This is a genomic window from Terriglobus sp. YAF25 (genome assembly GCF_052113305.1).
GTDB lineage: Bacteria > Acidobacteriota > Terriglobia > Terriglobales > Acidobacteriaceae > Terriglobus.
This window is the reverse complement of the sequence record NZ_JBFRCY010000318.1, coordinates 1-12454: the sequence shown is the minus strand read 5'-3', so window position 1 is coordinate 12454 and position 12454 is coordinate 1. Positions and strand designations below refer to the sequence as shown.

Annotated in this window: 12 protein-coding genes, 1 tRNA gene and 1 pseudogene; 8 read left to right on the top strand and 6 right to left on the bottom strand. The window is 57.1% G+C overall.

Translation table 11 applies throughout. From position 1 onward, the window contains the following. On the top strand, positions 1-617 hold a 617-nt coding region (locus AB4043_RS14290; protein WP_442307340.1), incomplete at its 5' end, for a tyrosine-type recombinase/integrase. 22 nt (positions 618-639) lie between these two features. Here the strand turns inward: AB4043_RS14290 and AB4043_RS14285 are convergent. The 4 genes from AB4043_RS14285 to AB4043_RS14270 all read right to left on the bottom strand — a co-directional run bounded on the left by AB4043_RS14285 (position 640) and on the right by AB4043_RS14270 (position 3058). After that, positions 640-716 (bottom strand) — tRNA-Asp (locus AB4043_RS14285). Positions 717-930: 214 nt separating this feature from the next. After that, on the bottom strand, positions 931-1803 hold the full coding sequence (locus tag AB4043_RS14280; protein ID WP_442299635.1) for a copper resistance D family protein: 873 nt from the start codon (positions 1801-1803) through the stop codon (positions 931-933). A gap of 2 nt (positions 1804-1805) precedes the next feature. Next, the gene (locus AB4043_RS14275; RefSeq protein ID WP_442299634.1) at positions 1806-2165 is read right to left on the bottom strand and encodes a copper resistance protein CopC; all 360 of its coding nucleotides are present in this window, start codon (positions 2163-2165) and stop codon (positions 1806-1808) included. Positions 2166-2182: 17 nt separating this feature from the next. Then, positions 2183-3058 (bottom strand): hypothetical protein, encoded by an 876-nt coding sequence (locus tag AB4043_RS14270; RefSeq protein ID WP_442307339.1) that lies wholly within the window; start codon positions 3056-3058, stop codon positions 2183-2185. A 379-nt stretch (positions 3059-3437) separates the two neighbouring features. Between AB4043_RS14270 and AB4043_RS14265 the strand changes: the two genes are divergently transcribed. The 7 genes from AB4043_RS14265 (at position 3438) to AB4043_RS14235 (ending at position 9750) form a co-directional block, all read left to right on the top strand. Then, positions 3438-3797, top strand: a complete 360-nt coding sequence (locus tag AB4043_RS14265) for a hypothetical protein (RefSeq protein ID WP_442307338.1) — start codon at positions 3438-3440, stop codon at positions 3795-3797. After that, positions 3794-4876 carry a peptidase dimerization domain-containing protein gene (locus tag AB4043_RS14260; RefSeq protein ID WP_442307337.1) on the top strand — a complete coding sequence of 361 codons (1083 nt, stop codon included), beginning with the start codon at positions 3794-3796 and terminating at the stop codon, positions 4874-4876. The genes AB4043_RS14265 and AB4043_RS14260 overlap by 4 nt, the downstream gene beginning before the upstream one ends. A gap of 78 nt (positions 4877-4954) precedes the next feature. Further along, a complete protein-coding gene (locus tag AB4043_RS14255) occupies positions 4955-5710 on the top strand; it encodes an ABC transporter ATP-binding protein (RefSeq protein WP_442299631.1) in 756 nt (251 codons plus the stop codon). After that, a complete protein-coding gene (locus AB4043_RS14250; protein WP_442299630.1) occupies positions 5710-7173 on the top strand; it encodes an ABC transporter permease in 1464 nt (487 codons plus the stop codon). The genes AB4043_RS14255 and AB4043_RS14250 overlap by 1 nt, the downstream gene beginning before the upstream one ends. Continuing rightward, positions 7173-7583: an ABC transporter permease gene (locus AB4043_RS14245; RefSeq protein WP_442307336.1), complete on the top strand. Its 411-nt coding sequence runs from the start codon at positions 7173-7175 to the stop codon at positions 7581-7583. Before AB4043_RS14250 ends, AB4043_RS14245 begins: the two co-directional genes overlap by 1 nt. Next, complete coding sequence (locus tag AB4043_RS14240) at positions 7495-8253, top strand: ABC transporter permease (protein WP_442307335.1); 759 nt, start codon at positions 7495-7497, stop codon at positions 8251-8253. Before AB4043_RS14245 ends, AB4043_RS14240 begins: the two co-directional genes overlap by 89 nt. Positions 8254-8259: 6 nt before the next feature. Beyond that, a complete protein-coding gene (locus AB4043_RS14235) occupies positions 8260-9750 on the top strand; it encodes an ABC transporter permease (RefSeq protein ID WP_442299628.1) in 1491 nt (496 codons plus the stop codon). Positions 9751-9799: 49 nt separating this feature from the next. Here AB4043_RS14235 and AB4043_RS14230 read toward each other — a convergent pair whose 3' ends face one another. Both AB4043_RS14230 and AB4043_RS14225 read right to left on the bottom strand, forming a co-directional pair. Beyond that, entirely contained in the window at positions 9800-11386 is a 1587-nt protein-coding gene (locus tag AB4043_RS14230; RefSeq protein ID WP_442299627.1) for an amidohydrolase, read from the bottom strand. A gap of 38 nt (positions 11387-11424) precedes the next feature. Further along, positions 11425-12454: pseudogene (locus tag AB4043_RS14225) on the bottom strand (hypothetical protein); the annotation flags it as partial.

Sequence of the window (12454 nt, the reverse complement as noted above, 5' to 3'; positions counted from 1 at the left end):
CATGGCGGGACATCGATCCACTGCTGATGCAGGTGAATGTTCTCCGTTCCTGTGTGCGGGGCCGATTCGGCGATACCAAGACAGAGGCCAGCCGGAAACCCGTTCCACTTCATCCTTCCGTCATCGAATGCCTTGACGCCTGGAGGAAGGAGTCGCCGTACAACGGGGAGGATGACTTCCTCTTTCCATCCGTTCGGAATGAGGGCAAAACCCCTGTGACGCCCGACATGATCCTGAAGAAGATCATTCGCCCTGCACTCGTCCGGGCGAAGATCACTGGGAAGAGAATTGGATGGCACAGCTTCCGACACTCTCTGGCGACCAACCTGAGAGCGGCTGGAGCCGACCTGAAAACAGCCCAGGAACTCCTGCGTCACGCGAACTCGCGGATCACTCTCGACATCTACACGCGAGCGATCTCCGCAACTAAGCGTGAGGCCAACAATAAAGTCATGGAGATGGTGATTGAGGCCGGCAAAGGCCGTATTTCAGCACCCTCGCCAGCACCCTCGCAACGGGAGCCCTTGCGTCTTGAGGGCAGCAAAAAAGGTGCCGGAAACTCTCAGCACCCTTCAGCACCCTCGCGGGTCACAACTGATCTTGTCACTGTGCCATAAACCTTTTCTTTTCTTTGGTTTATGGCGGGGACGACGGGGCTCGAACCCGCGACCTCTGCCGTGACAGGGCAGCGCTCTAACCAACTGAGCTACGTCCCCAGCTTGCTTCAACTGCAAGTTGGATGGGATTCAGACTTGAGCATCATGCTGGCGCAGACAACTCTCATCCTAGTGGCCGGTTCTGAACTGGACTCCTTCAGGAGGGACCGTCATCAACCAACAACAAGATTGAGTGTAGCAGAAGATGGGCAGCTTGTGTCTATCTTCCGGCAAAGATTCAAGATCGCTGTGGAAAGAAGGACATAGGGGAATCTCACGCGGCCGGGGCAACGCTTCCGAGCCATGCCGAAAGCAGCAGAATGACCAGCATCAGCACGGCCTCTACACGCAGGGTTGCGCAGAGCCGGCGCATGGCTTGGTCCGTGGGCGGCTGCTGGAGGGTTCGCCGATTTATCGCTCCAAGAGCGAGCGCCGCGAAAACGAACAACAGCTTGACGCCGAGCAGTAACGCCCATCGCGTATGCAGGGCGCCCTGAATGTCTCCGTCGACTCCGAGCCAGGTGTTCCAGATACCGCTTAGCAAGATGAACACGATCGCTGTTGCTGATTGCATGGAGAGCCGCTCGCCGTTGGCATGCTGCAGCCTGGTATCGCGAAACGAAGCAAGAACTCTGGCCGACACGATGACGCCGCCCGCCCACACACTGGTGGCCACCAGATGGATCCACTGCGCCAGTTCGCGCAGCGAGTAATTTCCGTCCGAAGCCGCATGGCCGGACGCTGCTCGGAAGAAGGATAGTGCAAGCAGAGACACTCCAACCGATGTCAGCCGTAACCGTCGAGGAGAGGGAATCAGAGCAGCTGCAGCAGTCACCCCTGCAGCAATGGCCTGTGGCAGCAGAATCCATCCGGCGTGGGTCGCGAGCACATCGCGGAACTGGGGCGTGAGCTCGGCGAAGCTGGCAGCCCCCGTCATACCGGCCGTTAATACAACCAGTTGTACCGGTTGTACGGCTGCTATCAGCAAGGCAGCCAGTCCGATTAATAGAAAGAGCTTCCTGTCATACGTGGCAGGAAGCGTCTTCCAGGTAAATGCGGCGAGGGCCCCCAAGCTAAGGCTGAAGGACACATCGGCTGCTCCGTTTGCCAGCACATGCAGCGCCAGCAGTTGTCCTTCAGAAAGCACGTCTACTTCACCGTGAACTTGTACTCGCCTTGCATTTTATGTCCATCGGGAGCAACGGAGACCCAATGCACCAGGTAATCGCCGGGTGTCAGCTTGGGAACCGCAAGCGTCAGTGTCTTGGGATCTCCCGCAACACCTGCCGACTTCTCTGTACCGACCGTCGAGCCCTTGTCGTCCGTCAGCGCCAGCGAGCTAAATTTTGCTTCGACAGGCTCCGAGAAAGTAACAACGACCTTCGCAGGAGCGGGCCCCGCAGAGTCGGCAGCGGGCAGCATCACCTTAGGATGGGCATGGGCCATGGCCAGGGGGGCACAGGCTGTCACTGTCATTGCGAGACCGAGAACACATGTTTTCAGATTCACGACTAATTTCTCTCCTGTTAGCTGGCAAGCATAGTGAATTCGGCGATGTAGAGCTGGTTGCCCGCGCCGCGGAACTGTAGCCAGAGCTTATAGGTTCCGGCTTCCTTGATGGCGACGTGCAGCATGAGCTCTCCCGGAGATGAAGTGGAGTCCGGCATCTCCGGTGTCGGTTTAGACATATCCATGTCGCCGTCCATCGCCATTGGATGAACATGAACATAACTCAGATCCCGGTCACTCAGAAAGACCGCATGCGCCGGAACTCCGAGGTACGGGTGCAGGTCCTTTGCCGGCTTACCGTCTCTCAGGATCTCGACGTCGATCATCTCCATCCTTCCAGCATGCAGCCGGACCGTGGAAAGGTCCACCTCGTATGGGCCAACCTGGACTCCCATACCCGTCGAGGGAAGCTTGCGGGAGGCTGACGCTGTCTGGCCGATAGGCAGTTCAAACCGGAAGACCTGGTGATTCAGTTTATTGGGTTCTCCATCGGCATAGACGTGATAGAGCGCGGCACGCGGAAACTTCTGGGTGATCAGGAAGTGACCGGTAGGTGAGATCTGCGGATGAATATGCAGGAAGGTTTTGAAGTCGTCGCTGACAAGAACGACATGAAGCTTCTGCGTCATCTCCACCTGATATTGCTTGATTGGCGCCTGTGACTTCGGCAGTGTCATCCAGAAGTCGAGCTTCTGCTCAAGTGGGCTGCCGACAGAGGTCGCTTTCAGGTAGCCGTCCATCTGCGCGGCTTCGCCTTGCAGGGCCGACACGCCCTTCAGCGTCTCCGCTCGCGACGAAGCGGTACAAACTGCCAAGCCTAGAAGAAATGCAACAACAGTGACTCTCATACAAACCCCGGAAAGGATGAATGGATCGGCGACTTTCCTTGACACGATTTCTCCTCTGACCATAGGCTTGCTTCATCAAGAGACAGCTCTGCTACTGTTATTTTTCCATGCCATCTTTCCGTTCTCGCATGGCAGGCACAGGTGTCAGTCGTTCGGGTTTTTCAAGAAGAATCCCAGGCTTAGATAGCCGGATCAACACTTTAGAAGGCCGTAGTTCCGTCGTACACGCTCCAGAACGATAGAACGTTTTCCTCGTGGGTCTAGTGCAGGGCTTCCGCATCCTTTGGGCGTTTTCCGCAATGAAAACGCCTTTGTACGCTCTTCCGGGATACCCAGCAACGGGGAAAACGCTCTAAACGATTTTCACTTGCGTCGCCGCGAGGCAGGCGCACCTCTATTTGCTTTCAGGGAGTTTTCGAAGATCATGCGATCCAGGTTGATGGCTGTGTGTTTGATCGGTCTGCTTGCAGGACCGATAGCGTGCAACAAGAAAGAAACCAAGACGTCGTCGGCGACCGGCAAGCCAAAGCTGGGAATCAATCCGAATGGCACTAGTAACTCGGCGCCCGATGAGAGCAAAGCTCCGCCCGAGCTGAAGAAAGTATTCGACTATATCGACGCTCATATCGACGATCACGTCGAGAACCTGCAGAAATGGATTCAGCAGCCTTCCATCTCGAATTCCGGCGAAGGTATTCCGGAGTCTGCCGAAATGGTAAAGGGTTTCTTCGATAAGCTCGGCTGTCAGACGACCCGCGTGATCGATGTAGGCATCAGCCCGTGAACCTGATCTTTATCGCCGAGGGTGACGAAGAGCGCATGGATATCGGTCTGCGCAAATTCTTCCAGGATCACTCCGATCTGCTGAAGGAAGCGGACGCTCTGTATGCAGGCGGCCCCTCCGAGGGCTGTGTCTACGTCGAGCTCACTACCAGCGGCACCAAGTGGGGCCGTGGCCCGACAGTCAGCGATGTGCACGGCGTGATGAAGCGTACAACCGACTCACCGGCATGGCGCCATATTCATATGCTAGCTTCGCTCACCTCGCTTGATGGCAATACGCCCCTGATCCAGGGCTTCTTTGACAACATGGAGAAGCCGACTCCGGCACAGATGGATGAGCTCAAGAAGCGCGCCGCAAACATGAACCTGGAGCAGATGGCGAAGAACCAGGGGGTTGCCCGCTATATGTCCGACGATCCGGTCGAAGTTCTGAAGGATGGCCGCTTCGGCACCAGCTTCAACCTCGACGGTATCTGGGGCGGCAATATGTACGCGGGCGGTGCCGGCGCCATTCTGCCCAATAAGATCACCTCGAAGCATAACTTCCGTTATGTGCCGAAGATGAACGGCCCGGATCTGATCAAGAAGCTACGCGCCCAGCTGGATAAGAACGGCTACAAAGACGTAGAGATCAAACTGATCGGCGATGTGCCGTGGTCACGCGGATCGTCGCCTGACACCGATATCTCCAACGCGCATAAGAAGGCAGGAGAATTACTCGGCGTCACCGCCGATCGCAATGGCCCATTCATGATGGCATCGCACTATAACTTCCTGGGCGAAGACAAGCCCCTGGGTGTTTCGCAGGCGGAGGCGACCGGTGGCTACTGGCCGTCGTACCTCTTCGCCGACGGCGAGGTCGGTCAAAAGGTCGGCAGCATCTCCATTCCGATGGGCATGGGCGCTCGCGGTGGACAGGGCGGACGTGCTCACGCCGCCAACGAGTACTATGCGGTTGAAGGTTCCAAGTGGGATAACGGTATGGCTGGCGCCGAGAAACTGGTCGCCGCCAGCATTTACTACTACTCTCAGATCACGACGGTTCCACCGAAGCCAAAGACCTCTGCGGCCTCGAAGTAAGTCTCAACCAACGTAACGACCTCCAGCAGCGTCTTTCAGGGCGCTGCTGGAGGCCCATACACAGAAAGAGACATCGTCATGAATCCTGTGATTTCCGTTCGTAGCCTGACGAAGACCTATCACGTCGGCGAGCATCAGGTCCATGCTTTGCGCTCGATCTCGCTGGACGTCCATCCAGGCGAGTTCGTTTCCGTGATTGGACCGTCCGGTTCCGGTAAATCGACGCTGATGCATATCCTTGGCTGTCTCGACCAGCCGAGCAGCGGTCAATACTTTCTCGATGGCCGAGATGTCTCCCGTCTAAGCGATGACGAGATCTCACTCGTCCGGAATAAGCAGATCGGCTTTGTCTTTCAGGGGTTCAATCTTCTTACCCGCACCTCGGCGTTGGAAAATGTGGAGCTCCCGCTGCTGTACGGTACCGGGAATGTCTCCGCAACGGAACGCCGAAAGCGAGCCATGGCCGCGCTGGAGTCTGTCGGTCTGGAATCCCGTTGGGACCACCATACCAATCAGCTTTCAGGCGGACAGCAGCAGCGCGTCGCGATTGCACGTGCGTTGCTCAACAATCCGTCCATCCTGCTTGCCGACGAGCCCACCGGGAACCTCGATAGCAAAACCTCGATCGAAGTGATGGAGATCTTCCAGTCGCTGCAACGTGAGCGCGGCATCACCATCGTGCTCATCACCCACGAGCTGGACGTGGCCGCATACGGCTCTCGCATCATTACCTTCAAGGATGGCAACATCCTTTCAGACGTAGCGAACGACAGCCGGCGTCACGCCAGCGGAGAACTGGAGAGCCTGCCGGTTCCAGCAGAAGGAGTGCTGTAGTGGTTGTCCCCAACGCGCTCGTGATTGCGTGGAAGGCGCTGCGCCGTAACCGGATGCAGACCGCCTTGACCATGTTGGGTATGACCATCGGTGTGGCCACGGTGTTGACCATGATCGCTCTGGGCAGTGGAGCGCAGAAGGCGATTCAGGACCAGGTCAAGGCAGCCGGCATGAACATGCTGCTGGTCACCGCAGGCAATTACCAGGCCCAGCGGGAGCGTCCGCCGGACGATGCCATCGAGATGGGGCGTCTCCACAATCCGGAGATTGAGATGCAGCCACATCTGCAGCTCGCGATGTTCCATCCCGAAGACGATCCGTTTGCAGTTCATGATCACCCAACCTCACGCCAGCGCCTTGGCGACGCTGAGGCCGGCCTGGGTGCTGCGGCGACGCTGACCCTCGATGACGCCGAAGCTGTCCGCAAGATCAAGGGCGTGCAGTACGCGGTCGAAGGCATTCACGAAAACGTGCACGTTGTCAGCGGCGATACGCGTTGGTTCACGCGCGTGCATGGAGATGGCAGTGCACTGCCAGAGATCCGCAGGTCCTGGAAATTCACGCATGGCGGATTCTTCAGTGAAAGACAGCAGCGCAATAAGGAACAGGTTGTCGTTCTGGGAAGCATCGTTGCGGAGAAGCTCTTTGGCGATAAGAGTCCTGTCGGCGAGACCGTTACCCTCTGGAAGCAGCCGTTCAAAGTGATCGGCGTGGTAACGAGTGCGAACTGGATGGTGACTCCCGAAGCCGGGGATGACCAGTTTGACGCGGTCTATATTCCGGTGACGACGATGCAGAACCTGCTCAATCTCTCGAAGCTCAACGATATTACGGTGACGACCGAGTCGACAGGGGATGTAACGCGGGTCGCAAAGACGATTACAAGCGTGTTGCGCTCGCGCCACGGTATCGATACCAGCCGCCCCGATGATTTCACTGTGACCAGCCAGGCAAGTAAAGCGCTCCTCAAAGGCGGTCTTCGTCCGGACGTGGCGCAGGCTGTCACTGGAAATGTCGGTGGTCTGGAAAAGGTCACGCTTGATCAGCTCGGAAAAACGCTCGACAAATCCAGCAAAACGATGACCGCCCTGCTGGCCAGCATCGCGACCGTGTCGTTGATTGTTGGCGGCATCGGCATCATGAACATCATGATGCTTTCGGTCACGGAGCGCACCCGCGAGATCGGTATCCGCCGTGCGGTCGGAGCACGTGAGAAGGAAGTGCTGATGCAGTTCATCTACGAGTCAGTAACACTCAGTGTCGTTGGCGGTCTGCTGGGCATTCTGATTGGGACCGTGGCGGCAATCTCTATCTCGCATGTCGTGCAGTGGTCTACCAGCATCTCGCCGCTATCGATCGTGCTGTCGTTCGGTATCTCCGCAGCTGTCGGCATCTTCTTCGGCTACTACCCTGCGCGGGAAGCATCGCGTGTCGCACCTTTGACGTCGTTGAGGTTTGAGTAATGGTGATCAGGAAAAGCTTCAGGATTGCGGTCAAAGCTCTCAAGACCAATAAGCTGCGGACCGGTCTTGCCATGCTGGGCATGACCATCGGCGTCGCCGCTGTGTTGACGATGTTCGCTCTTGGCACTGGCGCGCAGCAGTCCGTCTCCAAGGATGTAAAGTCCGCCGGCACGACCCTCATCAATGTCCGTGCGGGCAACTTTACGCGCGGCGGAGAAGAGTCCAAAATCGCAACCGGCCTTGGCTCAGCGACAACCCTGATCGCTGACGACGCAGAGGCTATCCGCTCGCAGGTGCAGGGCGGACGAAGAGCAATCGCAGATGGCTGTCATCCCCTACACCAAGCTGCAGAAGATGCTCGGCATCAACTATCTATCGAACATTATGATCTCGGCGGAAGAGGCAGGTAAGGCTTCCGACGTGGCCAAAGACATCGTTCCGGTGCTGCGATCACGGCACAAGCTCGAATCGGCACCCAAACCCTCAACCTCTGCCGGCCTGGGCCTGGGTGGGCTGCAAGGGGCTACCATGAGCGGCGGAACGCCGGATGACTTCACCGTCAAGACACAGGCTTCGGAAGCCCTGACCAAGGGACTGAATACTTCGGTCGCCGCCTTCATCCTCGCCAACATGCCGCAGATGGACCAGGTGAACATGCAGGAGATGTCCGGAACTCTGAACCGTGCTGGTCAGACGATGACAGCTTTGCTGGCCGCCATCGCCACCATCTCACTTATCGTCGGCGGCATCGGCATCATGAACATCATGCTTGTCTCGGTCACGGAACGGACACGGGAGATCGGTATCCGTCGTGCGGTTGGAGCGCGTTCCTACGATGTCCTGATGCAGTTCCTCGTAGAGGCCGTGACTCTCGGCCTCGCGGGTGGAGTCCTCGGAATCATCCTTGGATTTCTTGCCTCGTTCACTATCACACACACGCTGCAGTGGGATGCCACGGTATCGCCAACCGCCGTTGCCCTGGCGTTTGGCATCGCCGCAGCCACTGGCGTCTTCTTTGGCTTCTACCCGGCCCGTCGAGCGTCGAAGCTGAACCCTATCGACGCTCTGCGCTTCGAGTAAGACGGTATGGCAGACCTCACCTCGCTCCGCAAGAGCACGGCCATCGCCTGGCGTGCGCTGCAGCGCAATAAGCTGCAGACGATTCTTACGATGGTCGGCATGACGATCGGCGTAGCCACCGTGCTGACCATGATTGCTCTGGGCAGCGGAGCGCAGGCTGCAATTCAAGACCAGGTCCGTGCCGCGGGCATGAACGTGATCGTCGTCAGCGCCGGCAACTACAAGATGCAACAGCAGTGGACGAGCCAGGGCGAAGCTGAGGAACCAGCCGCCTATGTTCCAGACCGCTATCGTGCCCGCTTCTCCACAATGACTTGGCAGCCGTCGTCTTCTGCCATGCTGATGAGGGTCTACCAGCCGGGAACGAATCCGCAGCAGGACATCGCGCACGGAGGCGAGAATGCCGCAGGGCTCGGAGCTTCCGACAGTCTCAGCCTCTCCGATGCGGACGCAATCGCCGATCTGACTGGTGTTCAATTTGTTTCGCCTGGCGTTACGGAGAACGCAATCGTCAAAGCCGGTGATGCTACCTGGTACACACGCATCCATGGAGAAGGGAAGGATCTGCCTTCGATCCGGAGGGCATGGATCTTTCCGGAGGGTCGGTTCTTCCCAAAGAGTGAGATCGCAAATGCTGCGAACGCAATCGTGCTTGGAAGCATTGTGGCAGAGAAGCTCTTCGGGGATGTGAATCCGGTAGGCAAGGACGTCGCGATCCTGGGTGGAAGTTTTCGTGTTGTCGGAGTCGTTGGCAGCGGTAGCTGGATGGTGCCGGCTGCGGTCGGTGACGATCAGTTCGATGCCGTCTATCTGCCGGTAACGACAGGGCAGAACCTGCTTGGCAAGCGGGGGCTCGACTCGATCACGGTGTCTACGGTCTCTACCGGTGATGTCACACGCGTGACGAAGAACATTGCAGCGCTCCTTCGTCAGCGTCACGGATTGGCGCATGAAGATCCGGATGACTTCGTTGTCTCCAGCCAGGCCCGCAAGTCACTGGCACGTGGAGGCATGCGAACCGATATCGCACGCGCCATCACTGGGAATGTAACCAATCTCGACAAAGTGACGCTGGAACAGTTGGGTAAGACCCTCGACCGGGCCAGCCGTACCATGACGGCACTGCTGGCCAGCATCGCATCGGTTTCGCTGATCGTCGGCGGCATCGGCATCATGAATATCATGCTGCTCTCAGTGACCGAGCGCACCAAGGAGATCGGCATCCGGCGCGCGGTGGGTGCACGATCAGATGAGGTAATGTTGCAGTTCCTGATGGAAGCGGTGACTCTAAGCCTTACGGGAGGAGCACTCGGCATTCTGTTTGGAGTGCTTGCTTCCGGTTCCATTACCAGGATGGTTGCCTGGTCGACCAGTATCTCCCCGCTCGCGATTTTAGTTTCGTTCGGCGTCTCCGCGGCCGTGGGAATCCTGTTCGGTTACTACCCGGCCCGAGAGGCCTCACGTGTGACACCGATGACATCGCTTCGTTATGAATAGAGAAAGCAACAGCCTGCGGAAATAACCTCCGCAGGCTATGTTGTCAGTTTTATTTGCCCGAGGGCTTTGTAAGAGTTGGGTACTTGACGCCAAGTTGATCGAGGTAAGTGGGATACTTCGACGCATCGTAGTAATACTTCTGCATCTCTGCCCGATACTTCTCCATTGTGGCCTTGTTCATAAAGGTTGCGGGCTTGTCCTCCGGTCGAACAAGCGACTTGTACTTTACCGTCTTGGTCTGGACATTGGTGAAGTAGTCCTTTGCCGCAGCTACAAGCTCAGGTTTGGTCATCAGGTCATAGAGCGTCATGGCCTGTACCTTGGCGCCGGCAACGACGCCTTTGTGCGCGATGGGTGTCGCCATGGCGATAGCGTTGGCCCAGTTATGTCCTGGAAGGTTGGGGATATTGGCTGGATACGAGAGAACGATGGTCGGCACGTTCCACGAGATATCGCCGATATCGTCGGACGGGCCGCTCTCTGAACTCGCTGTTGGCGACGGGGGGCGCGGTGTATGTAACTCGGTGTCCAGACCGCTCTCCGGAGCTCCGATTTCGTGCTGTAATGCTTTCGCGAGCGCCTGGTCATCGGCGGACCATACCGGTAGTCCGATCTGTGTCGCATTGGCATTCAGATCCTCGGCTATCGGTTTGTTATAGTGTCCTGGCCATGCGGAGCCAAGGATGGTTTCATCCCAGGTGGTCTGGGTCATTAGAGCTGCGCCTTGGGCCATGCGGTCGCCATCTGACCAAAGACCTTTGATGTGGTCATAGTCCAGCTCGCGGAAGTAATACCAGACTGCGGCCGACTGCGGAACCACATTAGGCTGATCGCCGCCATTGGTAATGACGTAGTGCGAACGCTGCTGAGGGCGGAGATGCTCACGGTGGAAGTTCCAGCCGGCATCCATCAGCTCGACTGCATCGAGGGCTGACTTGCCGCGCCATGGAGCCGCCGCTGCATGAGCCGACTCTCCATGGAAGTTGTACTGAAGTGAGATCAGTCCGGTCTGTCCGCCTTCTCCCCAGCGAGCACCCAGGTTTGTGCCGACGTGAGCGAAGAGAACAGCGTCAACATCCTTAAAGTAGCCTTCGCGGACGTAATAGGCTTTTGCACCCAGAAGCTCTTCAGCGACCCCAGGCCAGATTTTGATGGTGCCGGAGAGATGGTTCTTCTCCATCTGCTCCTTCACCGCCAGCGCCGCGAGGATATTGAGGGGAACACCGGAGTTATGACCTTCACCGTGACCTGGAGCTCCCGGAATCAGTGGTTCATGCCAGGCGACACCGGGCTTCTGTGAGGCCTGAGGGATGCAGTCAATATCGGAACCGAGAGCGATCACCGGCTTACCGGAGCCCCAGCTTGCCATCCACGCTGTAGGAATACTGGCGATGCCGCGCTCGACTTTGAATCCATTTTTCTCAAGGATCCCGGTCAAGTACTTCGATGTCTCGAACTCCTGGAAGCCAAGTTCGCCGTAAGAGAAGACGGTGTCGACCATCACCTGGGCCAGCTTTGCATTCTTGTCGACGTGCTGAGCAAGGGCTGTCTTCTCCGGGGTTAAAGAGTTCTGGCCGGGGCTGATGCCCGCGGCCAGAAAGGTAAGAATTGCCAGACTGCTAAGTTTCAGCTTCACTTCGACGTTCTCCGAAAATAGAGCTAGTTTTCTTCGTTCTAGAAGAGGACACGCAAACTGAACTGGAGATCACGAGGATCATATGCCTGCGTGATCGCTCCAAAGGTCCCGGTGTAATTAGAGGCGACTGTCGGGGCAGTTGTGGTACCCGGAAACTGTAATCCCTGAGACAGAGGATTGAAAAAGTTGGAGTGGTTGAGAAGATTGAAGGACTCAGCACGGAACTGACCGTTGATCCTTTCGTAGATAGGGAAGTTCTTTGAAAGAGTCAGGTCGACTGAAGTGAATCTCGGTCCAATCACCTGGTTGCGCCCAGCGTTGCCGAAGCGAGTCGTCGGCGCCAATTGATAGGCATGAATATTGAACCACTCCTGTACGGTGCGGGTCTTCGCTCCAGTAACTGAATCGGTCGCCGCGTTGGGATCACCAATCAACAATGGCCGGTCTGCACTTTGGAATGACCCACTGTTATTGCTACTCGAATTGCTGACGGTGAAGGGGCGTCCAGTCTGGAACTGGAATATGCCGGAGAGTTGCCAGCCACCAGCGAGTGCAGAGCCAACCCCATTTGTGAGCCATTTCTTACCCCGGCCGAATGGAAGTTCGGCAACTGGGCTGAAGACAAGACGATGTGCCACGTTGAAGTCTGAGAGCGCCCGCTCTGCCCGTAGGTTATAGATATCCTGTGGGCTTCCTGAGGAGTTAGAGCCGGATCCAATACCGCCGCCGCCATCGATCGACTTTGCCCATGTATACGCAACGGTAAAAGCAACGCCGTTAGAGTAAGACTTCTTCAGGCTGTTTAGCCATGAGTGGAATGCAGAGTTGGAGCGGGTGTCTTGATTGTTGACTGTTGAGAAATTCGCAAATGGGCGCCCTGCCTGGCTGGTGCTGGCTYCCTGAGCAAGTGTGTTGACATTGATCTGGTTCAGGTTGATGGAGAGTGGTAGACGCGTCCCCTTGGACCCGAAGTAGGTCGTTTCAAACACGATCGTCTTTGTGAGGGCCTGCTGCAGACCGAAGCTCCACTCGGTAATGTAAGGCGTGCGATAGCCTGGATTCACACTA

Bases quoted from the DNA above. Each gene is read 5' to 3' on its own strand.
- AB4043_RS14255 (WP_442299631.1), top strand. From the start codon at position 4,955: ATGAATCCTGTGATTTCCGTTCGTAGCCTGACGAAGACCTATCACGTC.
- AB4043_RS14265 (WP_442307338.1), top strand. From the start codon at position 3,438: ATGCGATCCAGGTTGATGGCTGTGTGTTTGATCGGTCTGCTTGCAGGA.
- AB4043_RS14235 (WP_442299628.1), top strand. From the start codon at position 8,260: ATGGCAGACCTCACCTCGCTCCGCAAGAGCACGGCCATCGCCTGGCGT.
- AB4043_RS14245 (WP_442307336.1), top strand. From the start codon at position 7,173: ATGGTGATCAGGAAAAGCTTCAGGATTGCGGTCAAAGCTCTCAAGACC.
- AB4043_RS14240 (WP_442307335.1), top strand. From the start codon at position 7,495: ATGGCTGTCATCCCCTACACCAAGCTGCAGAAGATGCTCGGCATCAAC.